Here is a 26,488-nt window from a genome sequence, read left to right on the forward strand (position 1 = left end):
AGGCTGGAGGCCTTGGGAGGTTCAGATGCGTGCAGGTGTTGTGGTCGCCGCCTCACCCGGGGTGGACGAGCTTGCTGTGCAGGCCGAGGAGTTGGGGCTGGACAGTCTTTGGGTCATCGACAGTCCGCTGGTGCATGGCGATCCCTTTGTCGCGTTGGGTCTGTGCGCGAAGGCGACTCGCCGGATCAAGCTTGGCCTCGGGGTGACTTCGCCGGCGTTGCGGTCGGCACCGGCTGCCGCGAGTGCGCTGGCCAGCCTCAACGCCTTGGCACCAGGACGGATCCGCTGCGGAGTCGGAACGGGGAACACCGCCCGGCGCACTGTTGGGATGCCGCCGACCACGGCGGCCACCCTTGAGAAGTTCACCGCGGCATTGCAGGACCTTTGTGCGGGACGGTCGACGGAGTACCGCGAAGGTGATCGGGTCCGTGACATCCAGTTTCTGCACAGCGGGGCGCACGTGAACACGACCGACCCGATCGAGTTCGTGGTGGCTGCGCTTGGACCGAAGGCGGCCGCCGTCGCCGGGCGCCGTAGTACCGGCCTGATTTCCTTTGGCTTGCTCGACCCCAATGCCTGGCGGGCGCTGCATCAGGCACGGGCTTCTGACTCCCCGGCTGACTCCTACCTCGTTACCGCGCTGCACGTGCTCGACGAGGACGAAGACCCTGCCGGCGACGCCGCCCGCGACGCGACCGGCCACCTCGTGCTGTCCCTGCTGGCCTTCGCCGCCGATGTTCCCAGGTTCGCCGACCAACTAGGCCCCGAGGAACGCGGAGCAGTGCAGCGACTGCTCGACCGGCGCGGCACCACCCCCACCGCATCCGACCGGCACCTCAAGCTCTACCCCAACTACCTCGGCCGCATCTCATCGCAGGACCGGGACCTGATCCTGCCCTCGCTGATGAACACCCTGGCGCTGGTCGGCACCCGCGACGAGCTCCCGGCCCGCATCGCCACCCTGGAACAGGCCGGCATCGACGAACTCCTCATCCAACCGGTCATCGACCCACCAAGCGAAATGGCTCAGCTCGTCGAACTCCTCAGCTAGCAGGCCTGGAAGACCTGGGTCGCCTGAAATACGCAGTACAGGTCCCAAACCGCCTTGGTCTGTGGTTGCAGCGGCTCTGGAAACTCACCAGGCTCGAAGAAACGAGCCTCTCGTACTTCGTCCGCGCCCGGGCTGAGGTCGCCGGTCCACACGCGCGCCTCGAAGCAGAGCGCGAAGCAGTGCACCTGGTCGCCGTTGGGGTAGGTGATCAGGTGCAAGGCAGGATCCGAGAGGGACGCGAAGGGGATCAGGTCGTCCGGCTTCACCCGCAGGCCCGACTCCTCGAACAACTCCGCCGCAGCCGTGTCCCGGAAGCTCATCCCCGGTTCCGCGGCCCCCGCGGGGAACTCCCATTGGCCGGAGTCGGCGCGGCGCTGGAAGAGAACCCGCTCCTCGCTGTCCACCACCACGACCTGCGCACCCGGCATCAGCAACAGCTGATTCCCCACCGATTGCCGCAGCCGCCAGAGATAAGAGCCCTCGAAACCCATGGCACGAACCTAGCGGTTTGCATGATCATGCAGAGGAGTGCATACTTATCCTCATGTCCAAGGTCATCGCATCCCTGCCCGTCGGCGAGCGGGTCGGCATCGCCTTCTCCGGAGGGCTCGACACGTCGGTAGCGGTCGCGTGGATGCGCGACAAGGGCGCCGTCCCGTGCACGTACACCGCCGACATCGGCCAGTACGACGAGCCGGATATCGCCTCGGTCCCCGGTCGCGCCAAGGCGTACGGCGCCGAGATCTCCCGGCTGGTCGACTGCCGGGCTGCGCTGGTGGAGGAGGGTCTCGCCGCACTCACCTGCGGCGCGTTCCACATCCGGTCGGGCGGTCGCGCGTACTTCAACACGACCCCGCTGGGCCGCGCGGTGACCGGCACCCTGCTGGTCCGGGCGATGCTCGAGGACAACGTCCAGATCTGGGGCGACGGGTCGACGTACAAGGGCAACGACATCGAGCGGTTCTACCGGTACGGCCTGCTCACCAACCCGAAGCTGCGGATCTACAAGCCCTGGCTGGACCCGGCCTTCGTCGGCGAGCTCGGCGGCCGGCAGGAGATGAGCGAGTGGCTGCTCGCGCACGACCTGCCGTACCGCGACAGCGCCGAGAAGGCGTACTCGACCGACGCCAACATCTGGGGCGCGACGCACGAGGCGAAGACGCTGGAGCAGCTCAATACCGGCGTCGAGACCGTCGAGCCGATCATGGGCGTCAAGTTCTGGGACCAGTCGATCGAGATCCCGACCGAGGACGTGACGATCGGCTTCGAGCAGGGCCGGCCGGTGACGATCAACGGCAAGGAGTTCGCCACCGCGGTCGACCTGGTGCTGGAGGCCAACGCGATCGGCGGCCGGCACGGGCTGGGGATGTCCGACCAGATCGAGAACCGGATCATCGAGGCGAAGAGCCGCGGCATCTACGAGGCGCCGGGGATGGCGCTGCTGCACGCGGCGTACGAGCGGCTGGTGAACGCGATCCACAACGAGGACACCGTCGCGGCGTACCACAACGACGGCCGGCGGCTCGGCCGGCTGATGTACGAGGGGCGCTGGCTCGACCCGCAGTCGCTGATGCTCCGGGAGTCGCTGCAGCGCTGGGTCGGCGCGGCGATCACCGGCGAGGTCACGCTGCGGCTGCGGCGGGGCGAGGACTACTCGATCCTCGACACGACCGGTCCGGCGTTCAGCTACCACCCGGACAAGCTGTCGATGGAGCGCACCGAGGACTCCGCGTTCGGCCCGCTGGACCGGATCGGCCAGCTGACCATGCGGAACCTCGACATCGCCGACTCCCGGGCCAAGCTCGAGCAGTACGTCGGCCTGGGCATGATCGGTACGGCGCACGCGGAGCTGCTCGGCACCGGGCAGCTGATCGGCGAGATGCCGGAGGGCGGCGCCGACGCGATCGCCTCCCGCGGCGAGGTGGACCCCGACGACGAGCTGCTCGACCGGGCCGCGATGGAGTTCGGCACCGACTGACGTTTGACAACCAGGGGTTGACAACCGACAACCCCTGGTTGTCAACTGGTCGGTATGGCGAACCTTTCAGCGTACGAGCAGACCTTCGACGCTATCAAAGTGGCGCGTGAGCAGGCGATCCACCACACCCGGCTGGCCCGGCAGTTCGCGATCGAACGTCGCGACCTGATGCAGAGCCTGCTCGATCAGGGCGTGTCCCAGTCCGACATCGCCCGCGAGCTGGGCGTCAGCCGGCAGGCGATCCAGAAGATGATGGCCTGCTAGCACCGGCGCGTGGCACGATTCGAGGGTGAGCAACCCGGCCGACGCGCAGCACCTGCGCGACCTCGCGTTGCTGCGCCGCGTGCGGGACCGGATCGACCGGGAGTACGCCCAGCCGCTCGACGTCGAGGCGCTCGCGCGCGGGGTCAACATGTCGGCCGGTCACCTCAGTCGCGAGTTCAAGCTGGCGTACGGCGAAGCGCCGTACTCGTATCTGATGACCCGCCGGATCGAGCGTGCGATGGCGCTGCTCAGACGCGGAGACATGAGCGTGACCGACGTCTGTTTCGCGGTCGGCTGCCAGTCGCTCGGCACGTTCAGCACCCGGTTCACCGAGCTGGTCGGCGTCTCGCCGAGCGTCTACCGGCGCCAGGTGGGCACCGCGACGGAGGGGATGCCGTCGTACTTCTCGAAACAAGTGACCAGACCGATCAGGAATCAAGAAGCGCCTGCGGTCGACGCGCACTTATCGTGACTGACATGGACATCACCATTCACGCGAGTTTCCTGCCGCACAACGACCCGGACGCAGCCCTGGCCTTCTACCGCGACATCCTCGGCTTCGAGCTCCGCAAGGACGTCGGTTACAACGGCATGCGCTGGCTGACCGTCGGCCCGGTCGACCAGCCCGGCACCTCCATCGTCCTGCACCCGCCGGCGGTCGACCCGGGCATCACCGAGGAAGAGCGCCGCGTCGTCACGGAGATGATGGCCAAGGGCACGTACGGCGGAATGCTGCTCGCCACCAAGGATCTCGACGACACCTTCGAGAAGGTCCAGGCCAGCGACGCGGAGATCGTCCAGGAGCCCACCGACCAGCCGTACGGCGTGCGCGACTGCGCCGTACGGGACCCCGCCGGCAACCTCCTGCGTATCCAGGAGATCCCCTCCTGACTTTCTCCGTCTGAGGCGTGTCAGGGGCGTGTCAGGGTGCTCCACCAAGGTGATCGCAACAACGGATCACTGTGGGGAGATACACGATGTCGAACAACGCCTTCTCCGAGACCGGACTGCGCAGACTGCGCGAGGTCCTGAGCCGGCACGTCGAGTCCGGCAAGATTCCGGGCCTCGTCGCGCTGGTCAGCCGCGGCGGGCAGACGCACGTCGAGGCTCTCGGAACGATGCGGCACGACGGCGGTGCTCCGATGCAGCGGGACACCATCTTCCGGATGGCGTCCACCTCCAAGCCGGTCTCGATCGCGGCGTCGATGATCCTGGTCGACGAGTGCAAGCTGCGGCTGGACGACCTGGTCGAGCAGTGGCTGCCGGAGCTCGCCAACCGTCAGGTGCTGCGGCAGATCGACAGCCCACTCGACGACACTGTGCCGGCCCGGCGGCCGATCACCGTCCGGGATCTGCTGACCTCGACCTTCGGGCTCGGCATGGACATGACGTCGTTGGGTACGCCGATCATGGGCGAGATCTTCGCTCAAGGTCTCACCCCCGATCTGCCGACGCCGATGCCCGAGCCGGACGAGTGGATGCGGCGGCTCGGTGAGTTGCCGCTGATGTACCAGCCGGGTGAGCGCTGGCAGTATCACATCAGCAACGACCTCCTCGGCGTACTCGTTGCCCGGGTCACCGGTCAGTCGTTCGAGACCTTCCTGCAGGAGCGCGTCTTCGAGCCGCTGGGGATGAACGACACCGGCTTCGACGTACCGGCCGACAAGATCGACCGGCTGCCGCCGCTGTACGCACCCGACCCGCAGACCGGGGAGTTCCACGTGTGGGATCCGGCGGAAGGCGGCCGGCACAGCAAGCCGCCGGCGTTCCAGGGTGGCGGCGGCGGACTGGTCTCCACCGCCGACGACTACAACGCGTACTTCCAGATGCTGCTCAACCACGGGATGCACGGCGACGAGCGAATCCTGTCCCGGGCAGCCGTCGAGCTGATGACCACCAACCGCCTCAACGCCGAGCAACTGGCCGTCCGCACCGCGATGGCCACCGACAACGTCCACATCTCCCACGGCCAGGGCCAGCACGGCGGCTGGGGCATGGGCATGGCGGTCCGCACATACCGCGCCGACTACGCCCCCATCGGCCAATTCGGCTGGGACGGCGGCGCCGGCACCTCCACCTACGCCGACCCCACCAACCACCTCACCGGCATCCTCCTCACCCAGGTAGGAATGACCGTCCCCGCCCCCGCCCACCTGATCCACGACTTCTGGACCACCCTCTACCAGTCCCTAGACGACTGACCCACCGCAAATGACGACAGCCGAACCCACGAGTCGTCGGGTTCGGCTGTCGTCGATCACAAAGCGGAGGGTGTGGGATTCGAACCCACGATTACGGTCACCCGCAATACCGGTTTTCAAGACCAACTGAGGATATTGCTCTGACCTGCGAAAACATCGCGCCGAAGTGTTCCCCGGGCTGCTTGCGGGCCCGTATCGGGCCCGTCGGTGCTGTTTTCGGGCAAGATCAGGCCGCATGCGCAGGCTTGCGTCCGCAGCGGCGCGCACCGTCTGCAGCCGGGGCAGGAGGCCGGCGGCACCTGACCAGCCTGTCCGTAACAGCCTTAGTGCGTGATCGATGTAGCAGGCAACGGGCCGGTACCCCGAACCCGAAGACCCGCCAGCACTCGGCTGGCGGGTCTTCGTATGTCCGGCGGGCGGGACGTTGCGCTGGGCAAGGGGAAGGCCTCGGGTCTCCCGGGAAGACGCGGACGCCGCGGGCGCCCAGGTCGGCGGCGAGTTCGAGGTGGGCTTCGAGGGGTTGCTCCTCGACGGCGCAGAGCTTCACGTAGCTGCTGAGTGCGAGGATCTCGAGCCCGGCGTCCTCGATCCGAGACCGCAGCGTACGACGCTGCGCTGCGCAGGCCGACATGCGTGAACTCGTCGTCCGCAGTCCTGAGCTCAAGGCCGCCGATCTCGTTGGCCTTGACAAAGGCGAGGACATGATCGAGCGGCGCGCCCGCACAGCCGAGCGTAGAAAGGGCGAGGTTCGTCATTTGCTCATCCCTTGGTCGCTGGCAGCCACCCTAGGTACGAAAAGAGGCGCCTGCAAACGCTTACCGCAGACCGTTCAAACTCCCTGCCAATAGCTGCAAGTTTTCCTGGCTCTCTCGTCGGCGGGAGGACTCTTTGCCAGCCTGTCGGTGTCTATGAGCTAAGGAGACCTTGTGATGAGACCCAAACTGTCAGCAGTGGTCAGCGCCGCTGTCCTGGTAGGAGCCGCGTTGTCGCCCGTCAGCGCGGCGGGTACCGCCCCTGCGGATCCGTTCGCTGTCGAGGCGACGGCGAAGCACAGTTTCACCGTGCGGCAGGCGGCGGACCGCGTCAGCGAACTCTGGAAGACCCGTGCGACGTGGGCTGGTGAACATGCCGGCGACATCAAAGCCATCTACCCGGGCGAGCGGACTGTCGTTTTCCTCGTCAGCGGCAACGTCGAGGCCGTCCACGACTCGATCCCAGCGGCGGTGCGGCCGTTCGCCGAGGTCGTCCATGGCGGTGTTGTCGCCGCCGCCGGCTCACCGGACGCGGACGCGGGCGGCTGGACCGCCGGGAACTTTATCTACAACTCGAGTAAAAGGTGCACCCTGGGCTTCGCTTGGAAGATGTGGGCGACCGGTGTCGTGTACGGGAGTACTGCGAGGCATTGCGGCCCGTTGTACATGCCCTGGTACCACAACGATCGCCGGCTGGGGACGGCAGCCTTGCTAGGCGGGGGCAACAACGACGTGGCGTTGCTGTCGGCCGCACCCAACACCTCCTTCAACGCCAGCGTCTGGGTCCACCTCTCCACCGGCGGGTTCGCGGAACGCACCGTCGTCGACGCCGCCGTGAGCCAGCCCGGTGAGACAGTCGCCTACACGGGCCTGACGTCGCTCGGCGGGTTCGGTACGGTCATGACCAACGCGGACTTCGACGGGCCGGGCCGGGTTTGGTGCACGGCCAACACGGTCCGTCCTGGCGACTCCGGCGGCCCGGTCTTCAAGACCCATTCGAACGGCACCGTTCAAGCCCGGGGAACGATCAGCGAACTCACCTACAAAGACACCAACCAGAACGATCAATGGGACAGCGGCGAGCCGGTCACGGGGATGGTGTTCATCGACGCGACCTACACGTCGGCGAATCTGCAGGCTTCCATCTACACACCGTAAATTGCCGGATTGTTCAACCTGGGCCCGGCCCGGTAAGCAAAGGCCTGGCTCCGTGAATCGGAGCCAGGCCTCTCGTTTTGTCGGTCATACCCAGCGCCGGCGGGGGACAGTGCGCGGGGCGGTGGTGTCCGAGTCGTCCGCGGTGCGATCCCAGATCACCACGGCCACCCGGTGGCCTTCGATCGCCGTTGCTCGCCACCAGACGTACGGGGCGGCGGCGGCGAGCCAGGACCACATACGGGGATTTTGGCGGGGTGGGCTTGGGCGGTGCGGGCCCGTATAGGGCCCGTGCGGGCCTATATAGGGCCCGAATGACCGTGGTCGGCTGGGTCTGGCCGGACTTGCCCGAACCGGGCTGGACAACAGACGACCTCACTCTGCACCTACGTTCCCGCAGGTCAGAGGGCATGTTCACTGGCCTTGCAGGCGGAGGGTGTGGGATTCGAACCCACGATTACGGTCACCCGCAATACCGGTTTTCAAGACCAGCGCACTCGGCCACTATGCGAACCCTCCAGGAGCGTGGATCTGGGCTCCGAGGGTCGAGGATAGCGCGCCGGGCGCGGGCGGGCGCGGAGTACCCGTGCCGGTGATCATCGGCCGTGCCGGTTTCAAGGCCGCGGTCGGTGTCCGGAGGTCGAGGAGTGGACCGGTGCGGGAGGGTCAGTTGGTCTGGACATAGTGTGGTGGGGTGCAGGGGGTCTTCGTCGGGTTCGCGACGATCGGGCTGCTGATCGGGTTGGGGATTCTGCTCGCGCACCTGGGGATCATCGACGAGGCGGGGCAGCGGACGTTGTCGACGCTGGCGTTCTTTGTGGCGAGTCCTGCGCTGCTGCTGACTGTGCTGGAGTCCAGCGATCTGCGTGCGGTCTTCTCCGGCAACGTGGTCGCGCTGGCCGGTGCAGTGGTGGTGTCCGTGGCGGTGATTGTTGCCGTGAGCGTCATACGCGGCGAAGACCTCGCCACCACGACCATCGCGGCCCAGTGCTCGGCGTACGCGAATGCCGGCAACCTAGGCCTCCCCATCGCGGCCTACGTCCTCGGTGACGCCGCCCTGGTTGCTCCACTGCTCCTACTGCAGCTCCTGGTTCTCCAGCCCCTCGTACTAACCCTCCTGGACGCCGCAGTCAGCCCCACTCGCCTCTCGGTCGGCGCTGTGCTCGCCCGGCCCTTCAAGAACCCCATCACCGTCGGCTCCGCACTAGGACTCGCGCTAGCGATCTCCGGCGTACGCCTCCCGCAAGTACTGAACGACCCACTTGAGCTAGTGGCCGGGATGGCAGTCCCGTCAATGCTGCTCGCGTACGGCGTATCGCTGCGGCTAGGCCCATTGCCCGGCCGCGGCGTCAGCGCTGGGCAGCTAGGACTCGTGGTCGGCTTGAAGATGCTGGTGCAGCCACTATCGGCGTACCTGATCGGCCGCTTCCTCATCGGTCTCGACACTGAAGCTCTACTGGCCGTCACTGTGCTCTCCTCGCTTCCGACAGCGCAGAACGTCTTCGTCATCGCCTCCCGCTACAACAGGGGCGCCCTGCTCGCCCGGGACGCCATCTTCGTCAGCACGATCGCCAGCGTCCCCGTAGTACTAATTGTCACTGCACTGATCGCCTAGGCCAGCTAGTGTGATCGCACACCAGAGCAGGGAACGGAGGTGGGAACAATGTCCAGGCCATCCGAGGACAAGGCCCACGCCGTCCGGTCCACTCGCTGATCAGTAGTCGCTGATCCACGAGGCCGGGCGTTCGGTGACGTCTGTGCGACGTCGCCCGTCCTGTCCTTCGCCATGCCCTCTGGAGCTCCGATGCGATCCCTCCTGTCCACAGTCCTGCCCGCTGAACTCGGCAAGGACTTCCGCAAGATCTGGCCGGCCACGGCCATCTCCAATCTCGGCGACGGCGCCATGGTCGCCGCCGGGCCGCTGCTGGTGGCCTCGATCACCGATCAACCCGCCGCAGTAGGCGCTGCCGCCTTCATCCAGCAACTCCCCTGGCTCCTGTTCGCCTTGTTCAGCGGAGCGCTGGCGGACCGACTCGACCGGCGACGGATGATCATTGCCGCCGATACCTTCCGCTGCGTCGTCCTAGGCGCACTCGGACTCGCAGTACTGCTCCACCACTCACCCTTGTGGGCCATCTATCTGACGCTGTTCCTACTCGGTACTGCGGAGACTCTCGCCGACAATGCGGCCAGCGCTCTCCTCGTCGGCGCAGTACCGAAAACACAACTCGGTAAAGCAAACGCCCGGCTCTTCGCGACCGGCACGGTCCTCGGCCAGCTCGGCGGTCCACCGATCGGAGCGTTCCTCTTCGCCCTCGGCAACGGCGTCCCGCTCGTCCTGGACGCAGTCACGTTTGCCGCAGCCGCTGCCCTGATCTCCCGCGTCACCAGTCGGCCACGGGACGTCCCGACAGTCCGTACTGCGTTATGGACCGAAGTCCGGGAAGGCATCCACTGGCTCTGGAACCACTCGGGCGTACGCACCCTCGCCTGGACGATCCTGGTCATGAACATCACCTTCTGCGCTGCCTTCGCGACCTGGGTACTGTTCGCCCGGGAGCGACTGGGGTTGAGCGATACGCAGTACGGGCTGTTGATCTCTGCTGGAGCGATCGGGGCGGTCGCAGGGATGCCCGTCTATCACCTGCTCGAGCCACGCTTCGGCAGTCTCACCCTGCTGCGCGTAGGGCTGGTGATCGAGACGACAGTGCACCTGATCCTCGCGCTCACGCGGAACCCCTGGGTGGCCGGTACGACGATGGCCGTGTTCGGCGTACACGCTGTTGTGTGGGGCATCGTGTCGACGACCGCACGGCAGCTCGCTACTCCTGACGCACTGTTGGGGCGAGTGAACAGTGTCTACATGCTCGCCTCTGTCGGCGGTGCGGCAATCGGGGCTTTGCTGGGCGGACTACTGGCACAGCGGTTCGGTCTGACAGCGCCGTTCGCGGTCGCGTTCGTCGCCATGGTTGCTGTGACGGCAGTGGCATGGCGGCCTTTGCGGCAGGTGTCTGTGCGAGCCAAATAGGGTTTTGCTACTGGCCGGGCCTTGCTACTGTCTTCGCCTCATGCCCACAGCCTCGGCCCTCGGCCTGCCGACCATCCGCGGCCGGTTCCCACTGCTCGCCGCTCTGATGATCGACTCCTTCGGCGGCGGCTGCGCCGGTCCGCTGCTGCTTCTGTACTTCGTCCGTGTGGCCGACCTGCCGCTAGGCACCGCAGGTGTGCTGTTGACCGTCGCAACGCTCTTCTCGATCGCCGCACCCGCCGCGGTAGGTGTGGTGATCGACAAGGTCGGCCCACGCAACCTGGTGATCGGTGCACAATTCGCCCAGGGTCTGGCGTTCGTCGGCTTCTTCTTCGGGCGCTCGCTGTGGTTGCTGTTCCTCTGTGCCCTGGTCATGACGACAGGGCAGCGCGTGTTCTGGTCGGCGATCTTCAGCTTGCTAACCGATGTCTCCGACCCGGGTGATCGCGACCGGTGGTTCGGGCTGGGCGGCATGATGCAGGCCGCCGGCTTCGGACTCGGCGCGCTCGCGGCTGGTGCATTGCTGGCCTTCGACGGCGACCGGCCGTTCCTGATCGCCATGGCGGTCAACGCGATCACCTTCTTCCTCGCCGGCGTCCTGCTGCTGAGGCTGCATGTCGCCCACTCCCGTACTGCGGACGCTGACGCGAACCAGGGCGCCCCCTTGCTACGCAAGGACAAGGCGTTCCTGGTGCTGATCGGCGCCAACACCATCCTTGCCCTGTGCACGATGACTATGGGGGTTGGTCTGCCGGTCTACGTGACCGAGGCGCTGCCTGCTCCGAAGTGGATCGTCGGTGTCCTGCTGGCGGCGATCTCTGTAGTACTGGCAACCGGGCAGACGCTCGTGGTGCGGCATACCGAGAAGCGGCGGAAGACCCACGTCCTCGTGCTGGCTGGGCTGCTGTGGGTGGTCTGGGGCGTGTTGATGGCCGGCCTGCTCCACCTGCCTGACGGGCTGGTCGTGGCGGGGCTGGTGCTGGCGACCATGGTGTTCGCCTTTGCTGATGTGCTGCATGCTGCGACCGGCAATGCACTAGCGGCGGCTGTTGCGCCGAAGGTGGGGCATGGGAAGTACCTGTCGTACTGGCAGTACTCCTTCACCTTCGCGAGTGTGCTGGCGCCGGGCTTCTTCGCCCAGCTTTTCGAGGTACGACGTGAGTTCCCGTGGCTCGCGATCTCACTGCTGGCCCTGGTCGCGGCAGGCACCATCGTCGCGCTCGAGCGGGTGCTTCCGGACGCGGCTGTCGGTCGCGACCGATAGCGTCTTCTCCAGGTCCTCGGGACGCCTGAATCGGGCGACAGGCTGACTTGTCAGAGATTCTTGCGTCGCTCGAACAGGTGTTCTAATGTCCATCTTGTAGCTCGCGGATCCCAGCACTTGCCACCCAGAACCTTCGTCCTCCTGGCCGAACCTCCCACCGTTTGACGTGGACGGCCGCTCCGGACGACGGCCGTCCGGGCAGTGAGGGCCCGGGCTGTGGATCCTTCCGCCTTCCGACCGACAATGACGAGATCTGAGGTGATGCAGAACGAGAGGGTGAGCTGATGCTGTACGAACACCGCGGCCGGCGACCGGTCGTGCCCGAATCCGCTTACGTCGCTCCGTCGGCAGTGCTCTGTGGAGCAGTCGTCCTGGGCGAAGGCAGCAGGGTGTTGCACGGCGCCGTGCTGACCGCGGAGAACGGCGAGGTCCACCTCGGAGAGAACAGTGTGGTGATGGAGAACGCCCTGGTGCGCGGCCGGGCGGACCATCCCGCGCTCATCGGGGACGCGGTCCTGGTCGGTCCACACGCACACGTGAACGGCGCCACGGTCGAGGAAGAGGTCTTCATCGCCACGGGTGCCGCGTTGTTCCCGGGCTCGGTGGCCTGCGCGGGCTCCGAACTGCGGATCAACAGCGTGCTCCACGTCAACTCGCGGCTGGAACCAGGCACGGTCCTGCCGATCGGCTGGATCGCCGTCGGAGACCCGGCCCAGCTCTTCTCGCCCGACCGGCACGAAGAACTCTGGGCGATCCAGCGCGAACTCGACTTCCCCGGCACCGTCTACGGCGTCCCCCGAGGTACTCCTATGCGCGAAATCATGACCCGCCAATCCCACTTCTACGCCGCCCACACCACCGACACCCCCATCCCCTAACCACCAGCCCCACGCCCTCGCCCGCCAAAAATCACCCGTCCCTGCACCCGCCACGCGAGATCGCTCGGGATCCACCGCCCACGCGGGATCGCTCGTGATCCACCGCCCACGCGGGATCGCTCGTGATCCACCGCCCACGCGGGATCGCTCGGCATCCACCCGCCACGCGCGATCGCTGAGCTTCGACCAGTCCACGCGGGTTACTGGGCCTCCACCCGTCCAGGCGCCGGTTCTGCTTCGCCCATCCCTCGGTCGTCTGGTGCCGCGCCCCACGACCAGCGGATGCGTTCCTCCTCCGCCGACGCTAGTCCGGCGGCCGAGGGGTTGCTGGGGTTGGAGCCGTCCAGGCGGTCACTGGGTTTGCGCCTTGTTGGGGGAGCTTCCGGGGACGGCGTAATGGAGGCGGACTGAGCCGGATGTGTCGGTGTGGACTGAGAGCAACTGCAAGGGGGTGGGGGGCTCGCCTGGGGTGAGGGGTGGGCCGTCCATGATCGAGGGGGTGCCTAGTCCGCCGATGAGGGCTGGGGCCAGGGTCAGGTGGAGTTCGTCGATCAGGCCGGCCCGCAGGAGGGCGCCGTTGAGGCCGCCGCCTGCAGCTGAGAGTACGCAGGTGATGGCGAGTTCGGTGCCCATCGCGGTGATCGCCTGGGTCAGATCGACGCGCTCCTCGCCGGCGACTAGGTAGCAGATGTGTTGGCGGCGGAGATAGGCGAGATAGGCGGGCGGAGTGGACCGGGCTACCAGGACCAGCACGTCCCAGTTCTCATGGTCCTCGGTCCAGCGCACTCGTCCACGACTGTCGACAACGGGGAACCACATGTGCGGCGGCGACGGTTGTCCGGTGATGTCGGGTGGGAGGAAGTGTTGGTAGAGGCCGGCGGGGTCGCCGTCAAAGGCGGGGAGCTCCGACGGGATCTCGTCCTCGGTGACCAGGCTGCCGCTGCCTTCCAGGATCGCGTTGCAGCCGTACTGCTGTTTGACCACTTCGATGATGTCGACCGGGATCGGGTCGGCGGAAGGTGGAGTCATCGCGGCCCAGAGATCCGTACTCGGCTGGTGCATCAAAAGCGCGTCCCGGGTGAGCGCGACCTTCCCATCGACGCTCGCCCCCACACTCACCACCACACGCGGTCGCTGCTGCATCACGGTCTCCCTCGGCTCCCTGGACGGCAACCACCAGACCTACCAGCGCCCACCGACAGACCGCCGCATCCCCGACTGGATCAGGGTCGGGTGAGGACGGACTCGAGGGTGTACTGACGAACATGCCCCGGAGGCCGCGCCGCACATGTCATCCGAGCGTCGACGCTCACGGTGTGAGCGGCGACCTCAACTTGAAGGACGTGGTTGCCGGCCTGCTCGGGATCGGTGATGGAGTCCGGGCCGGAGGCGGAGTCGTTTTCGGGGGCCGCGAGGGAGTTGGGTTCAGGGGTGGCGAGGGAGTTGGCTTCGGGGGTGGCGAGGGTGATCTGCCAGTGGGTGGGGGCGGATTGGCGGACGGTGACGGGGTGGAGGGCTGTGACGCCGCGGGAGTGGCCGGCTGCTCGGGCGAAGTGTTGGGCTGCTTGGACGGGCGCGGGGAAGGCGCCTGAGCCTCGGTAGTACTCGGGGACGATCACGCCTTCGTCGTACCGCTTGACGAGATCGACGACCTGCGACGGCGGTACGTGGCCGTAGAAGAGGCTGTGCGGAAGGAGCACCACGTTCGCGGCGAAGCGGTCGCCGCCGACGTGGCTGCACTCCCAGGTCCGGTCGGGATAGGCAGCGGCGAGGGCTGCGGCTGCCGGACGACCGCGTACGGCGCAGCAGGCGTCGTGGCGCCCATGCGTGCAGACGAGATAGATCGGTTCTCTACTCGGCTCACCGATAAGGCGACCGGCCAACACATCCAGCAGTTGCTCGTCCGCCGAGAGTTCACCCCAGCGGATCGACTCCTGCCCGGGCCGGCTGTCGACCAACCCCCACCGCCGAGGCACGCTCCGATCGATCCGCCCGTAACGCCGGATCAGCACAGGCCGAATTCCCGCCTCCCGACACAACCGCGCCACCTCAACCCCCAGCCCACCTGGCGATGCCGGGGAAACACCCCCCGGCCCACCTGGAGGTTTCGCAGCCACGTCATCGGATTCGGCGAGGGTGGTCAGGGCGTCTCGGGGCCAGGGGGATCGGGACTCGATGAGGAGCCAGCGTTGGGCCGGTGGGGCTGAGGCCATCAACGAGTCACCGCGTTGTTCGGCTGAGGCCGCGCAGCCGGTGTCCGGCTGGTACCTCGACTCAGTCACAGGCGTCCCCATCGGCCGCCACCGGCTCGGTCATACACTCTCACCGAATCAGTCCCAGGCGACTCCACCGGCGCAAGCGGGCGTCTCCAGGTCGGCCGAAGCGGAGGTCTCCGGGGCCGGCGGAAGCGGGGTGTCTCCGGGCGGTCGTCCGGTGTCACCGGGTCGTGGTGTGGAGTCGCCGGGTCGGTCATGTGGGGTCTCACCAGGTCGGGCGGGGGTGGGTGCCAGGGTCAGTGGGGGGTTGCGACTACTACTGCCTCGGTCATCAGGCGGCGTACTACGACCAACTGGTCGGCCTCGTCCAGGCCTGGTAGGTCGCCGACTCGGACCTCGTCGCCCGAACAGAGTCGCGCGACGGCCTCGCTTGTTGCTGCTGGCAACGAGATGGTGCGATCGGACAGCTGGAGCAGTACCGGATCACCAGGGACGAGCCGATAGCGAAGACCGGTGCGCAGGCGAACCGTCGTACCGACTGCAAGGGATGTGATCGCTGCAGCGTGGGCGAGTGGGCCTAGTGGTGCTGGGCGGTTGCCGGACCAGGTACGGCGACGTAGGCGAACCGCGAGCTCTTCGGCCGACGTCGACTGGATCTGCTCGACCAGGAGGGGCAGCACCTTCTCGAAGTGCTGCGCGACCTGAGCAGGATCACCAGAGTCAAACCCAAGCGGCAGTGCAGTGCGCAGATCAGCCTGGTTCGCAGCAAGCGCGGCTAGCTCCTGCACGAGGAGGTACCGAGTGAGAGTGTGCAGACCGACGGTTAGGTGTGCACTGACTCCGCCGAGAGCCTTCGCGGAGTGCAGGAAGCCACGTGGTACGTACAGCGCGTCGCCAGGCCGCAGTACGGCGTCGATCACCGGCTCCCGGTCGCGCGCCGCTGCAGCGACAGCAGCGGAGTGGTCAGTCCAGGGCTGGTTGCGCAGTGGGTCGACGTGGACCGGTGCGTGGACAGTCCAGTGCTTCTCACCGGCTATCTGGAGTACGAAGACGTCGTGTACGTCGTAGTGCGCCGAGAAACCCTGTGACTCAGGCGGTGTGATGTACGCGTTGATCTGCACCGGGTGCCCGGCTTCAACCGACAGCTGAGTAGCGAAGTCGACCAGAGGCGGCCAGGTTCGGTGCAGGGCCTGCAGCACAACCGTGTGTCCACTGGCGAAGAGTGCAGCGACCTTGTCGTCCCGTACCTGGTCACCGATCTCCGCACCGACTCCGCCGGCACCGGTGAACTGGTTGTCGCCGACAACCGTGCCGTTCTTGGCGATCCGAAGGAACGGCGTACGGAGACCGCGTTGGGACAGCAACTCGTCCGCGGCAGCCAGGCTGAACAGGTCGGCGAAGCCGTCGGCCGGAATGTCCGGAGCCGGCGAGAGCAGTGCCTGACTACCCCAGTAGCTACTGGCGAACTCCTCGAGGTCCCCGCGCACACACCGTCGAAGAGCCGGGCTGCCGTCCGACGACTGCTGCCCGGCCTCCGGCTGTGTAGTCACCAACTTCCGGAGCCCTCGCTCGCTCCGCCGTCGGCTCCACCATCAGCACCGCCGTCACTCACACCTTCCGAAGCCCCGCCGTCAGCAGGACCCTCCGAGTCAGCGCTGCCATCGCTACCCGCACCACTGTCGGCACCACCATCAGCACCGCCATCGCTCACACCCTGCGAAGCCCCACCATCCGCGGGGCCTTCGGCGCCACCATCAGCACCGCCATCACTCACGCCCTCCGAAGCGCCGCCATCAGCAGGGCCTTCCGCTCCACTGTCAGCACCGCCGTCAGCACCGCCGTCGCTCACACCAGAGGAAGCGCCGCCGTCCGCGGGGCCCTCCGCGCCGCCGTCGGCACCACCGTCGTGTGCGCCGGCCGCTGCCCCGCCGTCAGCAAGTCCCTCACCATCCGAGCCACCCGAACCACCCGAGCCGTATGACGCGCCACCGTCGGCGCCACCATCGGCACCGCCGTCGTGCGCACCAGCTGTCGCACCGCCGTCGGCCAGGCCTTCGCCGTCGCCGGACGAGGTCGTGATGTCGTCACCCTCAATGCCCATGATGCTGCTCCCTTCGAGAAGTGCTTCGGTGTACTCCCTTGTGCGCAAAGTAGACCGGGACTAAACCCCCTCCGGAGTTACAGCGAGCACTCGGTTCGGCACCGATCAGCCGAACACATCCCGCCAGACATTCAGGAACCCGTCCGTGATCTCCTCCGGCCGAACCGCGATCCGCAACCAGTCCGGCCCGAGCCCCGGAAAAGTGTCCCCCCGCCGAACCGCATAACCCCGCTCCCGCAACGCCTCCCGGACCGCCGCCGCACCCTCAACGTGCACAAGCACAAAAGGCCCCCGCGGTACGCCGTACGTCGAAACGCCTTCGCCAAGCCCAAGCCCAACCCCCGGCCCAACCCCGAGCCCCGCCAGCAGATGCGCACGCTGCCGGTCCAACTCAAGAGCAGCCGCAGCGGACTCCGCCATCGCCCGCTCGTTGCTGCAAGCAATCGCCGCAGCAAGCGCAGGAGTGGACACCGGCCAATGCGGCTGTACTGCGGCCAGCTGCTCAATGAGCCCAGCGGCCGCGACAACGTAGCCGATCCGCAGCCCCGCCAACCCCCAGGTCTTCGTCAGACTCCGGATCACCACCAGCCCTGGAATCGAGGCACCGACCAACGACTCGGGTTCGCCCGCCACCGCATCCATGAAGGCTTCGTCGACCACCAGGATCCGGTCCGGGCGGGCGAGCTCGCGCAGTTCGTCGGCGGGATGGAGAACCGAGGTCGGATTGGTCGGATTGCCGATGACAACGAGGTCAGCATCGGCCGGCACCAGGCGCGGGTCGAGGACGAAGCCGTCCTCGGGGCGCAGTACGACGCGGTCGACCAGGTGACCGGCCGAGCGGAGTGCCGCTTCCGGCTCGGTGAACTGCGGGTGCACGACGACCGGGTGCTTCGGCCGGAACGCTCGCGCGATCAGCACGAATGCCTCGGCGGCACCCGCCGTCAGCAGGATCTGCTCGGGCGCACACCCGTGCCGGGCGGCAAGAGCGGCGAGGGCGGCATCCTGGCGTGGGTACGACGCGAGGTCGGTCAGGCCGGCGGTGATCTCATCGAGCAGCCAGGCCGGCGGCGTACCGGCTCTGACGTTCACCGCGAGGTCGACCAGCCCACCTCCGACCTCGAGGTCACCGTGATGCTCCAGGTCGAACCCATCCACCCGATCCGTCACCCCAGGAGGCTAACCCGTACGACCTGGCGCGGGCGAGCGTAGTACTGGTTGTGGAGGTTAACGCGGGGTGACTGTGTAGCGACGGTTCTGCAGGGACGGGTTCTGGGTGCGGATCTTGGCGAGGCGCTCGGCGCTGACGATCGCGGTGGCATGGCCGTCGGCCTCACCCGCGGCGGCGATCGCGATGCCCTGCGGATCGATGATCTGGCTGAGCCCGGAGTACTTCTTGCCGTTCTGGGCCGCCGCGGCGACATAGCAGGTGTTCTCGATCGCGCGGGCCGTGAGGAGTGTGGTCCAGTGGTGCTCCTTGAGCGGACCGCGCACCCAAGCAGCCGGTACGGCGAGGATCTCGGCACCCGCGTCGACCAGCGCTCGCGACAATTCGGGGAAGCGCAGGTCGTAGCAGGTCATCAGGCCGACCCTCTGCCCCGCGATCTCGACCACCACCGGCGCGACGTCGCCCGGCGTCAGCTGGTCCGACTCGCGGTACCCGAACGCGTCGTACAGGTGGATCTTGCGATAAGCGCCGAGCAGCTCGCCGTCGGGACCGACCGCGAGGAGCGTGTTGTACGGGCGTGCTTCGTCGCAGCTGCGCTCGAACATGCCGGCCACGATCGCCGTACCGTGCTCGACCGCGCACTTGCGGAGCATGCTGACGAACTCGCCGTCCAGCGGTTCGGCCGGCGGCCCGACCGATCCGCCGCCGTCGGCGAAGTCGGCCATCATCGCCTCCGGCAGGACGACCAGGTCCGGCTTGTCCCGCGCGGCATCGGCGACGAACCGCGCCACCAGCTCGCGATTGGCGGCCTTGTCCTGCGAACTGGCGGTCTGCACCACAGCGATCTTCACAACTCCATGGTTGCACCTCACCCGGCGTCAGGACCTAGCTTCGACGCATGAACATCGACGCCAGGACGTGGCGGATCGGCGAGCTCGCGAAGGCCACCGGACTCAGCGTGCGATCGCTGCACCACTACGACGCGATCGGGCTGCTGCAGCCGACGGTTGTCGGCCGAGGAGCTGGAACAGCTGACAGCCCGCCGGGCGGCGATGATGCCGGCCGACTGACCCGAACCGCCTGCACTGTCCAACCTTCTCCGCCGACGCTCACGGTCGCCTCACCCGACCGGCGAAGCGGGTCTTGATCAGTGCCTCAGGTCACGTGGAGGAGACTGCTCAGGTGGAGTTTGATGCATTGGTGTTGGCGGGGGGTGCGTCGGCGCGGTTCGGGGGTGTGGACAAGGCGCTGGTCGAGGTCGACGGGGTCACGCTGCTGGATCGGGTGCTGAGGGCAACTAGTTCGGCGCGATCGACAGTGGTGGTGGGGCCGCGTCGCGCGGTGGGCCGGGAAGTTGAGTGGGCGATCGAGGATCCGCCCGCGGGTGGTCCGGTGGCGGGGATCGCCGCTGGGTTGGCGATGGGCGGATCGCCTGTGGTGGTCGTGGTTTCGTGCGATCTGCCGTGGCTGACCGAGGTCGAGGTCGCGGAGATTGTCGCGGGAGTCGGGGAGCATGACGGCTTCGGGTTGCGGGACAGCGGTGGTCGAGAGCAATGGCTCGCCGCGGCGTACCGGCGTACGGCGTTGTCTGCCGCCCTCGACACGATCGGCGATCCCCAGAACAAGTCCGTACGCCGTCTGTTCGCCGGACTCGACCTCGCGTGGAGCGACCCCACTCCCGCCGCCAACGACGCCGACACCTGGACCGACCTCACTCCACCCTGAAACCGCTCGCCCGGACCGCCACGCCATCAGTACTGCGCTTCACCGAGGGTCGAAGGCGCCCGATCGCGGCCGCTCAGGCGGGAGTCGGCGGGGAGAGCCCGGAGTCGGCGGCGAAGGCCGGAGTACTGATGGTGTGGCGGTCCGGACCGGGTGATTGGTGGGAGCTATCGCAGTTGCGGGGGCTCGATAGGTGATGGCGATCGCCGAATCGCTGGAGGGGTGACGGGGAATCGCTGACCGGTTGACGGGGAATCGCCGGGGCAGCCGGAACCAGTACGGTGGGCGGTATGCGAGCTGTTGTTTGTGAGGGTGCGGGCGGGGTCGAGGTTCTGACGATTGGTGAGATTCCGGATCCGACGCCGGCGGTGGACGAAGTGGTCATCGACGTCGTCGCGGCCGGGGTGAACCGGGCCGATCTGCTGCAGCGGCAGGGGAACTATCCGCCGCCGCCCGGTGCACCCGGGACGATCGGGCTCGAGGTGTCCGGGACGATCTCGGCCGTCGGTGCCGAGGTCGAGGGCTGGTCGGTCGGGGACGAGTGCTGCGCGTTGCTCGCCGGCGGTGGGTACGCGGAGAAGGTCGTCGTACCGGCTCCGCAGGTGATGCCCGTGCCGGATGGCGTCGACCTGATCAGCGCCGCCGCGCTTCCCGAGGTGGTCGCGACGGTGTGGTCGAACATCTTCATGGGTGCACATCTCAAGGCGGGCGAGACGCTGCTGGTGCACGGTGGCGCGTCCGGGATCGGCACGATGGCGATCCAGTTGGGGGTCGCGCACGGTGCTCGGGTGCTGTGCACGGTCGGCAGTACGGACAAGATGGATTTCTGTACGCGACTCGGTGCCGACGTGGCGATCAATTACAAGGAAGCCGAGTGGGCTTCGGTGGTCAGCGAGGCGACGAACAAGGCCGGCGCCGACGTCATCCTCGACATCATGGGCGCGAAATACCTGCAGGACAACGTGAAGTCACTCGCGTACGACGGGCGGCTGGTCGTGATCGGCATGCAGGGCGGCACCCGCGGCGAACTCGATCTCGGCCGGCTGATGAGTCGCCGCGGGTCCATCACGGGCGCCGGCCTGCGGGTCCGGTCGGTCGAGGACAAGGGCCGCATTCTCGCCGAGGTGGTCGGCCACGTCTGGCCGCTCGTCGCCGCCAAGAAGGTCCGCCCGATCGTCCACCGCACCTTCCCCCTCGCCGCGGTCGCCCAGGCCCACGAGGCCCTGGAACAATCCACCCAGATCGGCAAAGTCCTCCTCACCCTCTGAAGCCCGTACTACGAAGACGCCGGCTCCTCCGTTCGCTCACAGGTAGGGGAAAGCGGATTCGCAAGGTGCCGGCACCCCCGCGAGGGCACCACCGGGGCCGGGCACCCCCGCGAGGGCACCACCGGGGCCGGGCACCACCGGGGCCGGGCACCACCGGGGCCGGGAACCACTGGGCACCGGCGAGGCGGGCACCCGCCCGGCCCGCGCGGTGAGTTGGCGGCGGTCGGTGGCGAGGTTCGACCGAGCCGCCACGGGCGAGGCGGACCCCGCAGGAGACCGCGACCGGCGAGGGGCGGGCATCTGCTAGGAGGTGGGCATGTTGGCGGCGAGCCAGTCCGGGTCCGGTGCTACCAGCTGGATGACGTCGAGCCAGGTGCCTTCGGGGTCTCGGACGAAGAAGTGGCGTTGACCCCAGGGCTCGGTGACGACCTCGGTCTCCAGCGATACGCCTGCTTCGGTGAGGGCTGAGGCGACCTTGTCGGCGTCGTCGACGATGAAGCCGAAGATGTTGGTGCTGTCCTTCAGGGCAGACACCGCGGGCGGCACCGAGGCGTGCCCGCGTTCGGTGATCGCGAGCTCCCAGGACGCATCGCCGCGGCGTACGCAGATGAACCAGCCGAGATCGATGGTGATCTGCAGGTCGAAGTGCTGGACATAGAAGGCGGCGACCTCCGCGGGCCGGGACGTGACCACGGTGGCACCGAAAGCTGCGGGTTGCATAGAACTCCTCAAGAACGAACTACTACAGCTGTCGTTGTTAACCACGACAGTTGTAGTCGACCACTGCTATGCTTGTCAACGTGCCCAAGAACTCGGAACGCCGCACCCAGCTGGCCGACGCCGGCCTCGCCGTACTGGCGAAGTCCGGAGCCCGCGGTCTGACCCATCGCGCGGTCGACGCCGCCGCAGGCCTCCCCGCAGGCACCGCATCGAACTACTTCCGCACCCGCGACGCACTCCTCGGCGCTCTCGGCGAGCGGATCTTCGAACGTCTCGCCCCCGACGAAGCGGTGCTCGCACCCCTCGCCGAGCGTGAGCCGGGGATCGACCTGGTCGTCGACTACGTGCGCTACATCGTCGAGCGCCTCCTCGGTCGACCGGAACTGACTCTCGCCCTGCTCGACCTAAGACTCGAAGCCGCACGCAACCCAGGCCTGCACGAGATCCTCGCCCGAACCCTCCGCCAAGGCTTCGACCTGGACGTCTCGTTCCACGTCCAGGCCGGCCTGCCGGGAGGCGCCGAAGAGGTCCGGCTCCTGCACTTCGCGCTCGACGGTCTGGTGCTGGACCAGCTGACCCCCGGCACCGGCCGCCCGTACGACGTGGACGCCGTCACCACCCGGATCGTCCACCGCCTGGTCCGCCCGGAATAGCCCGAGCAGCCCAGCGCAGCCCGGAGCAGCCCGGAGATTGACCCGCGGATACCGAGTATGCATACTCAGTATCTATGTCGATCAAGCACGGATTGCTGGCCCTGTTGCGGGCGGAGGCCAAGTACGGCTACCAGCTGCGCGGGGAGTTCGAGGCGGCGACCGGGACGACCTGGCCGCTGAACATCGGGCAGGTCTACACGACCCTGACCCGGCTCGAGCGGGACGGCCTGGTCGCGGCCGCGCACGGCGAGGGGGACGGCGACGGCAGATCGATGTACGAGATCACCGAGGCGGGCCGGGCCGAGCTGACCAGCTGGTTCGAGACGCCGGTGACCCGGGAGTCCCGGCCGCGCGACGAGCTGGCGATCAAGCTCGCCCTCGCGCTCGCCGTACCGGGGGTGAACGTGACCGCCGTCGTACAGCGACAGCGGAACTCCACCATGCAGGCGCTGCAGGAGCTGACCCGGCTGAAACGGCAGAGCAAGGACAGCGACATCTCCTGGCGGTTGGTGCTGGAGTCGATGATCTTCTCCGCCGAGGCCGAGATCCGCTGGCTGGACCACTGCGAGTCGATGCTCGCCCAGCACGGAAAGACCCAGCTACCCAAAGGCACCAAGCTGAACATCGACCCGGGGGTCAGACGATGAACGTCATACTCGACATCCGCCGGCTGACCCGGCAGCACGGCACCGACGACCAGGCTGTGCACGCGCTCCGCGGCGTCGACCTGGCCGTCGCGGCCGGTGAGCTGGTCGCCGTGATGGGCCCGTCCGGCTCCGGCAAGTCCACCCTGCTCACCTGCGCCGGCGGGCTCGACCAGCCGACCAGCGGCGAGATCCTGATCGACGGCAACGACATCACGACGCTCAGCCGGAACGCGGTCGCGGCCCTGCGCCGGCGCCGGATCGGCTACGTCTTCCAGGACTTCAACCTGATCCCCGCCCTGACCGCGGTCGAGAACGTCGCCCTGCCCCTCGAACTGGACGGTGCCCGTGCCCGTACTGCGCGCAAGTATGCCGAAGCAGCCCTGCTGGAAGTGGCCATCCCCGAGCTGGCCGACCGGTTTCCCGAGGACATGTCCGGCGGCCAGCGGCAGCGGATCGCGATCGCTCGCGCCATCGTCGGCGACCGACGGATCCTGCTCGCCGACGAGCCGACCGGCGCCCTCGACTCCGGCACCGGCGAGGCCGTCCTCCAACTGCTCCGCGACCGCTGCGACCAGCACGGCATCGCCGGCGTCCTCGTCACCCACGACGCCCGGCACGCCGCCTGGGCGGATCGCGTCGTCTACCTGCGCGATGGTGTCCTGGTAGGCCAGGCCGGCCCGCTGCCGGACGCCGACGTGCTGCTGACGGCACCATGACGAGGGGCCACTGATGTCCTGGGGACCAGCGCTCAAGATCGCCCGCCGTACGGCGCTCCGCTCGCCCGGCCGCACCGCGTTGATCGCGGCCCTGATCGGGGTGCCGGTGATGGCCGCCGCCTTCCTGGCGATCGTGACGCCCAGCCTGTCGCCGAAGGGCGAACCGCTGGCGACCGAGCTGATCGGCAGGGCGGACGCGCAGGTCGTCGTGACGATCCACCGGACGCTCGACCCCGGCGAATTCCGGCAAGTCATCGACGGCGGCTACACCTACACCCAGGACTCGACCCTCGACGACCAGCGCGATCCCGGCAAGGTCGATCTGGCGCAGCTTCTCCCGCCAGGTTCGAAACTGGCCGCTCGGACCGGCGTCGTCAGCACGACCACGCTCAGAACCACCGGCTCGGCCGCTGCCTCCTATCCGGTCATCCTCGTCGACGGCACCGACGGCCTGTCGGCGGGTTCCTACCGTCTCGACCACGGACGGTTGCCCAAGGCATCCGATGAAGTTGCCCTCAGCCCCGAGCTGGCGAAACATCTCGGCCTGCTGGCCGGAGGCAAGCTCGAGCCGGCCGCACGGGTGTCGGTGCTGGACGGCCCCAGCTACAAGGTGGTCGGCATCACCAAGAGTCCGTCCGCCACCCAGGAGCGATCGATCTGGGCGCCGCCCGGATCGGCGTTGACCAAGCAGGGCACGGATTCCGAGCTGCGGTACGTGGCGAGTCTTCCGGCGGGTACGGATCTTCAAGCCCTGCAGGGGAAACTGGCCGGTCAGGGCGTGGTCCTCACACCGCGGGCCGTCATCGTCGACCCACCACCAGGCTTCGAAGACACCTACGACGGCGGTGGAATGGCCGTGGTGGCGCTGGTCGTCGCTTTCGGCGTCCTCGAGATCGTCCTTCTGGCCGGTACGGCGTTCGCCGTGAGCGCCCGTCGGCAGACCCGCACCCTCGGGCTGATCGTGGCAACCGGCGGTACCCCGGCCGACATCCGCCGCATCGTCATCGCCCAGGGGATCGTCATCGGCCTGGCCGGGTCCGGCAGTGGCATCGCGGTGGCCGCGATCACGCTGATCGCCGGGAAACCCTTGTGGGAAACACTCTTCGGACAGCTGATCCTGGCCTGGGACTTCCCGGTCGGACGGCTCGTCGTGATCGGCGCGATCGGTGCGATCGCCGGGTTGCTGGCGGCCGTCGTACCGGCTCGTGCCGCGGCGAAGCGGCCGCCGATGGCTGCACTGGCGGGGCGGTTCGCTGCCGGCGGGACCGGAGTACGGCTGCGGCGGCCGGCGTTGATCATGGTCGGTGCCGGTATCGGCGCGGTCGTGCTCGGCACCAGCTGGATGGCAGCCGTCTACCAGCAATACCTGAAGGAGGCGGCCGCTCACCCCGAGTACTACAAAGGCGGGATCACGCCGGAGACGCCGATCGCGCTCATCCTGCTCGGGATCACCAGCGTGGTCATCGGACTGGTCTGGGTGCTGCCGAACCTGATCGCGAAGGCCGCCACGATCGGCCGGGCGCTGCCACTGAGTGGACGGCTTGCCCTCCGCGACGCCGCACGCCACCGGCACCGCACCGGTCCGGCTGCCGCCGCGATCATGATGTCGGTCGCGGCCACGGCGGCGATGGCCTTCGCGATGGCGAACTCGTACGCCGCCTCGGCCAAGAACTACGTACCGCTCGGCCGGGAGGGCGACGCGATCGTCCGCTACAACGGCGACAACGCGGGCACCCTCAACTCCGGCGCCGGGACCGGAACCGTGATCTGGACCTCGGCGCTGGAGCGGAACGTGGCTGACGCGTTGCCGACCAAGAGCATCAGCCGGCTCGGACCCGTCAGCCCAGCAGACGCCCGAGCCGAGCGACAGGGCCAGTTCGTCTTCACACCTCCCCTGGTCGCCTTCCCACCTGGCGTCGCCGGTCGGGACAGAGACATGGCAGCAGTGCCCTTGCTGGCGGTCGATCCAGACTTCATCGCGAGCCTCGGCGGCAACGGCGCCGGCGTGGCCAACGACCTCCGGGCGGGCAAGCTCGTCGTCGAGTCGACCGGGTTCGACGGCGGCCAGGCTCAGCTCGGCACCTGGGCCGACCAACCGTCCGTGAAGTCCAAGCAGCTGCCGGTCAGCAAACTCCGGCCGTCCCACGAACTCGCGGCCTTCGACCGGCAGGCACTGGTCTCCGCCGATCTCGCCAAGACGCTCGGCACGATCAGCGTTCAGGAGACGCACCTCGCCCTGACCCGCGAACCCACCAAGGACGAGCTCACGAACGCGATGAACTTCCTCGGTTCCGAGGACGCGCTGAAGATCGAGAAGGGCTACGAGAGCCCGGCCGATACCGTGATGCTGATCCTCTTGTCGGTCGCCGGAGTGGTAACGCTGCTCGGGGTCGCCATCGCCGTCGCGCTGTCCGCAGCGGAGGGCCGGGCCGACCTGGCGACACTCGGTGCGATCGGGGCGAAGCCGCGGCATCGCCGCAATCTCGCTGCCGCCCAGGCCTGGCTGATCGGCGAACTCGGTTGCTTGCTCGGCGTCTTCGTCGGTGCCCTGTACGGCTACACCGCCCGGGTCGCCTTCGGTTCGCCGTACTTCGCGATCCCGTGGCGCGAGCTGGGCGGCATCGTCACCGTGGTGCCGTTGGCCGCCGGCCTACTCGCCTGGCTGCTGACCCGCTCCCGGCTCCCGATGGTGGCCCGGATCGACTGATT

At 67.8% G+C, this 26,488-nt stretch carries 27 protein-coding genes and 1 tRNA gene; 18 read left to right on the forward strand and 10 right to left on the reverse strand.

The features are described from left to right. The first annotated feature begins 25 nt into the window (after nt 1-25). Nucleotides 26-1,051 (forward strand): LLM class flavin-dependent oxidoreductase, encoded by a 1,026-nt coding sequence (locus tag ABZ004_RS19540; protein ID WP_355681321.1) that lies wholly within the window; start codon nt 26-28, stop codon nt 1,049-1,051. On the opposite strand, the gene ABZ004_RS19545 is transcribed toward ABZ004_RS19540, so the two are convergent. Continuing rightward, nucleotides 1,048-1,542 (reverse strand): NUDIX domain-containing protein, encoded by a 495-nt coding sequence (locus ABZ004_RS19545; protein ID WP_355681322.1) that lies wholly within the window; start codon nt 1,540-1,542, stop codon nt 1,048-1,050. The genes ABZ004_RS19540 and ABZ004_RS19545 overlap by 4 nt on opposite strands. A gap of 53 nt (nt 1,543-1,595) precedes the next feature. On the opposite strand from ABZ004_RS19545, the gene argG reads away from it, so the two are divergent. The 6 genes from argG (at nt 1,596) to ABZ004_RS19575 (ending at nt 7,404) form a co-directional block, all read left to right on the forward strand. Beyond that, nucleotides 1,596-3,029 carry an argininosuccinate synthase gene (argG, locus tag ABZ004_RS19550; protein ID WP_355681324.1) on the forward strand — a complete coding sequence of 478 codons (1,434 nt, stop codon included), beginning with the start codon at nt 1,596-1,598 and terminating at the stop codon, nt 3,027-3,029. Nucleotides 3,030-3,083: 54 nt separating this feature from the next. Further along, entirely contained in the window at nt 3,084-3,293 is a 210-nt protein-coding gene (locus tag ABZ004_RS19555; protein ID WP_355681326.1) for an HTH domain-containing protein, read from the forward strand. A gap of 25 nt (nt 3,294-3,318) precedes the next feature. Next, the gene (locus ABZ004_RS19560; RefSeq protein WP_355681328.1) at nt 3,319-3,765 is read left to right on the forward strand and encodes a helix-turn-helix transcriptional regulator; all 447 of its coding nucleotides are present in this window, start codon (nt 3,319-3,321) and stop codon (nt 3,763-3,765) included. Between the two features lie 5 nt (nt 3,766-3,770). Beyond that, a complete protein-coding gene (locus tag ABZ004_RS19565) occupies nt 3,771-4,184 on the forward strand; it encodes a VOC family protein (RefSeq protein ID WP_355681330.1) in 414 nt (137 codons plus the stop codon). A gap of 86 nt (nt 4,185-4,270) precedes the next feature. Then, nucleotides 4,271-5,494 carry a serine hydrolase domain-containing protein gene (locus ABZ004_RS19570; protein ID WP_355681332.1) on the forward strand — a complete coding sequence of 408 codons (1,224 nt, stop codon included), beginning with the start codon at nt 4,271-4,273 and terminating at the stop codon, nt 5,492-5,494. A 929-nt stretch (nt 5,495-6,423) separates the two neighbouring features. After that, nucleotides 6,424-7,404 carry a hypothetical protein gene (locus ABZ004_RS19575; protein WP_355681333.1) on the forward strand — a complete coding sequence of 327 codons (981 nt, stop codon included), beginning with the start codon at nt 6,424-6,426 and terminating at the stop codon, nt 7,402-7,404. 84 nt (nt 7,405-7,488) lie between these two features. Here the strand turns inward: ABZ004_RS19575 and ABZ004_RS19580 are convergent, their stop codons facing one another. Both ABZ004_RS19580 and ABZ004_RS19585 read right to left on the reverse strand, forming a co-directional pair. Then, nucleotides 7,489-7,641: a hypothetical protein gene (locus ABZ004_RS19580; protein WP_355681335.1), complete on the reverse strand. Its 153-nt coding sequence runs from the start codon at nt 7,639-7,641 to the stop codon at nt 7,489-7,491. Nucleotides 7,642-7,831: 190 nt separating this feature from the next. Next, nucleotides 7,832-7,920, reverse strand: a tRNA-Ser gene (locus ABZ004_RS19585). A 175-nt stretch (nt 7,921-8,095) separates the two neighbouring features. Here ABZ004_RS19585 and ABZ004_RS19590 point away from each other — a divergent pair. The 4 genes from ABZ004_RS19590 (at nt 8,096) to ABZ004_RS19605 (ending at nt 12,571) form a co-directional block, all read left to right on the forward strand. Then, the gene (locus tag ABZ004_RS19590; RefSeq protein WP_355681337.1) at nt 8,096-9,016 is read left to right on the forward strand and encodes an AEC family transporter; all 921 of its coding nucleotides are present in this window, start codon (nt 8,096-8,098) and stop codon (nt 9,014-9,016) included. 189 nt (nt 9,017-9,205) lie between these two features. Continuing rightward, nucleotides 9,206-10,429, forward strand: a complete 1,224-nt coding sequence (locus ABZ004_RS19595) for an MFS transporter (RefSeq protein WP_355681339.1) — start codon at nt 9,206-9,208, stop codon at nt 10,427-10,429. A 40-nt stretch (nt 10,430-10,469) separates the two neighbouring features. Further along, nucleotides 10,470-11,693, forward strand: a complete 1,224-nt coding sequence (locus ABZ004_RS19600; RefSeq protein WP_355681341.1) for an MFS transporter — start codon at nt 10,470-10,472, stop codon at nt 11,691-11,693. Between the two features lie 284 nt (nt 11,694-11,977). Continuing rightward, nucleotides 11,978-12,571 (forward strand): gamma carbonic anhydrase family protein, encoded by a 594-nt coding sequence (locus tag ABZ004_RS19605; RefSeq protein WP_355681343.1) that lies wholly within the window; start codon nt 11,978-11,980, stop codon nt 12,569-12,571. Between the two features lie 351 nt (nt 12,572-12,922). Here ABZ004_RS19605 and ABZ004_RS19610 read toward each other — a convergent pair whose 3' ends face one another. The 6 genes from ABZ004_RS19610 to ABZ004_RS19635 all read right to left on the reverse strand — a co-directional run bounded on the left by ABZ004_RS19610 (nt 12,923) and on the right by ABZ004_RS19635 (nt 18,904). Next, complete coding sequence (locus ABZ004_RS19610) at nt 12,923-13,714, reverse strand: RibD family protein (protein ID WP_355681345.1); 792 nt, start codon at nt 13,712-13,714, stop codon at nt 12,923-12,925. Between the two features lie 80 nt (nt 13,715-13,794). Next, nucleotides 13,795-14,547 (reverse strand): sucrase ferredoxin, encoded by a 753-nt coding sequence (locus tag ABZ004_RS19615; RefSeq protein ID WP_355681347.1) that lies wholly within the window; start codon nt 14,545-14,547, stop codon nt 13,795-13,797. A 536-nt stretch (nt 14,548-15,083) separates the two neighbouring features. Next, entirely contained in the window at nt 15,084-16,337 is a 1,254-nt protein-coding gene (locus ABZ004_RS19620) for a cupin domain-containing protein (RefSeq protein ID WP_355681349.1), read from the reverse strand. Next, nucleotides 16,334-16,888 (reverse strand): BatC protein, encoded by a 555-nt coding sequence (locus tag ABZ004_RS19625; protein ID WP_355681351.1) that lies wholly within the window; start codon nt 16,886-16,888, stop codon nt 16,334-16,336. The genes ABZ004_RS19620 and ABZ004_RS19625 overlap by 4 nt, the downstream gene beginning before the upstream one ends. 105 nt (nt 16,889-16,993) lie before the next feature. Further along, a complete protein-coding gene (cobC, locus tag ABZ004_RS19630) occupies nt 16,994-18,055 on the reverse strand; it encodes an Rv2231c family pyridoxal phosphate-dependent protein CobC (RefSeq protein ID WP_355681353.1) in 1,062 nt (353 codons plus the stop codon). Between the two features lie 57 nt (nt 18,056-18,112). Next, the gene (locus tag ABZ004_RS19635) at nt 18,113-18,904 is read right to left on the reverse strand and encodes a carbon-nitrogen hydrolase family protein (RefSeq protein ID WP_355681354.1); all 792 of its coding nucleotides are present in this window, start codon (nt 18,902-18,904) and stop codon (nt 18,113-18,115) included. Nucleotides 18,905-18,951: 47 nt separating this feature from the next. On the opposite strand from ABZ004_RS19635, the gene ABZ004_RS19640 reads away from it, so the two are divergent. The 3 genes from ABZ004_RS19640 to ABZ004_RS19650 all read left to right on the forward strand — a co-directional run bounded on the left by ABZ004_RS19640 (nt 18,952) and on the right by ABZ004_RS19650 (nt 21,043). Next, on the forward strand, nt 18,952-19,200 hold the full coding sequence (locus tag ABZ004_RS19640; protein WP_355681356.1) for a MerR family DNA-binding transcriptional regulator: 249 nt from the start codon (nt 18,952-18,954) through the stop codon (nt 19,198-19,200). A 35-nt stretch (nt 19,201-19,235) separates the two neighbouring features. Beyond that, nucleotides 19,236-19,778: an NTP transferase domain-containing protein gene (locus ABZ004_RS19645; protein WP_355681358.1), complete on the forward strand. Its 543-nt coding sequence runs from the start codon at nt 19,236-19,238 to the stop codon at nt 19,776-19,778. A gap of 287 nt (nt 19,779-20,065) precedes the next feature. Then, entirely contained in the window at nt 20,066-21,043 is a 978-nt protein-coding gene (locus tag ABZ004_RS19650; RefSeq protein ID WP_355681360.1) for an NAD(P)H-quinone oxidoreductase, read from the forward strand. Nucleotides 21,044-21,346: 303 nt separating this feature from the next. Here ABZ004_RS19650 and ABZ004_RS19655 read toward each other — a convergent pair whose 3' ends face one another. Next, nucleotides 21,347-21,763: a VOC family protein gene (locus ABZ004_RS19655; protein ID WP_355681362.1), complete on the reverse strand. Its 417-nt coding sequence runs from the start codon at nt 21,761-21,763 to the stop codon at nt 21,347-21,349. An 80-nt stretch (nt 21,764-21,843) separates the two neighbouring features. Here ABZ004_RS19655 and ABZ004_RS19660 point away from each other — a divergent pair, with 80 nt between their 5' ends. The 4 genes from ABZ004_RS19660 (at nt 21,844) to ABZ004_RS19675 (ending at nt 26,486) form a co-directional block, all read left to right on the forward strand. Then, nucleotides 21,844-22,416 carry a TetR/AcrR family transcriptional regulator gene (locus ABZ004_RS19660; protein ID WP_355681364.1) on the forward strand — a complete coding sequence of 191 codons (573 nt, stop codon included), beginning with the start codon at nt 21,844-21,846 and terminating at the stop codon, nt 22,414-22,416. A gap of 74 nt (nt 22,417-22,490) precedes the next feature. Beyond that, nucleotides 22,491-23,063: a PadR family transcriptional regulator gene (locus ABZ004_RS19665; RefSeq protein ID WP_355681365.1), complete on the forward strand. Its 573-nt coding sequence runs from the start codon at nt 22,491-22,493 to the stop codon at nt 23,061-23,063. Further along, entirely contained in the window at nt 23,060-23,779 is a 720-nt protein-coding gene (locus ABZ004_RS19670; protein ID WP_355681367.1) for an ABC transporter ATP-binding protein, read from the forward strand. Before ABZ004_RS19665 ends, ABZ004_RS19670 begins: the two co-directional genes overlap by 4 nt. A gap of 13 nt (nt 23,780-23,792) precedes the next feature. Next, nucleotides 23,793-26,486: an FtsX-like permease family protein gene (locus ABZ004_RS19675; RefSeq protein WP_355681369.1), complete on the forward strand. Its 2,694-nt coding sequence runs from the start codon at nt 23,793-23,795 to the stop codon at nt 26,484-26,486. The last annotated feature ends 2 nt before the right edge of the window (nt 26,487-26,488 follow it).

This window comes from Kribbella sp. NPDC006257 (genome assembly GCF_040613535.1).
Taxonomy (GTDB): Bacteria; Actinomycetota; Actinomycetes; order Propionibacteriales; family Kribbellaceae; genus Kribbella.

Coding starts and splice junctions, on each gene's coding strand:
- ABZ004_RS19540 (WP_355681321.1), top strand. CDS start 26: ATGCGTGCAGGTGTTGTGGTCGCCGCCTCACCCGGGGTGGACGAGCTT.
- ABZ004_RS19545 (WP_355681322.1), bottom strand. CDS start 1,542: ATGGGTTTCGAGGGCTCTTATCTCTGGCGGCTGCGGCAATCGGTGGGG.
- argG (WP_355681324.1), top strand. CDS start 1,596: ATGTCCAAGGTCATCGCATCCCTGCCCGTCGGCGAGCGGGTCGGCATC.
- ABZ004_RS19555 (WP_355681326.1), top strand. CDS start 3,084: ATGGCGAACCTTTCAGCGTACGAGCAGACCTTCGACGCTATCAAAGTG.
- ABZ004_RS19565 (WP_355681330.1), top strand. CDS start 3,771: ATGGACATCACCATTCACGCGAGTTTCCTGCCGCACAACGACCCGGAC.
- ABZ004_RS19570 (WP_355681332.1), top strand. CDS start 4,271: ATGTCGAACAACGCCTTCTCCGAGACCGGACTGCGCAGACTGCGCGAG.
- ABZ004_RS19575 (WP_355681333.1), top strand. CDS start 6,424: ATGAGACCCAAACTGTCAGCAGTGGTCAGCGCCGCTGTCCTGGTAGGA.
- ABZ004_RS19580 (WP_355681335.1), bottom strand. CDS start 7,641: ATGTGGTCCTGGCTCGCCGCCGCCGCCCCGTACGTCTGGTGGCGAGCA.
- ABZ004_RS19595 (WP_355681339.1), top strand. CDS start 9,206: ATGCGATCCCTCCTGTCCACAGTCCTGCCCGCTGAACTCGGCAAGGAC.
- ABZ004_RS19600 (WP_355681341.1), top strand. CDS start 10,470: ATGCCCACAGCCTCGGCCCTCGGCCTGCCGACCATCCGCGGCCGGTTC.
- ABZ004_RS19605 (WP_355681343.1), top strand. CDS start 11,978: ATGCTGTACGAACACCGCGGCCGGCGACCGGTCGTGCCCGAATCCGCT.
- ABZ004_RS19610 (WP_355681345.1), bottom strand. CDS start 13,714: ATGCAGCAGCGACCGCGTGTGGTGGTGAGTGTGGGGGCGAGCGTCGAT.
- ABZ004_RS19625 (WP_355681351.1), bottom strand. CDS start 16,888: ATGGGCATTGAGGGTGACGACATCACGACCTCGTCCGGCGACGGCGAA.
- ABZ004_RS19640 (WP_355681356.1), top strand. CDS start 18,952: ATGAACATCGACGCCAGGACGTGGCGGATCGGCGAGCTCGCGAAGGCC.
- ABZ004_RS19650 (WP_355681360.1), top strand. CDS start 20,066: ATGCGAGCTGTTGTTTGTGAGGGTGCGGGCGGGGTCGAGGTTCTGACG.
- ABZ004_RS19655 (WP_355681362.1), bottom strand. CDS start 21,763: ATGCAACCCGCAGCTTTCGGTGCCACCGTGGTCACGTCCCGGCCCGCG.
- ABZ004_RS19665 (WP_355681365.1), top strand. CDS start 22,491: ATGTCGATCAAGCACGGATTGCTGGCCCTGTTGCGGGCGGAGGCCAAG.
- ABZ004_RS19670 (WP_355681367.1), top strand. CDS start 23,060: ATGAACGTCATACTCGACATCCGCCGGCTGACCCGGCAGCACGGCACC.
- ABZ004_RS19675 (WP_355681369.1), top strand. CDS start 23,793: ATGTCCTGGGGACCAGCGCTCAAGATCGCCCGCCGTACGGCGCTCCGC.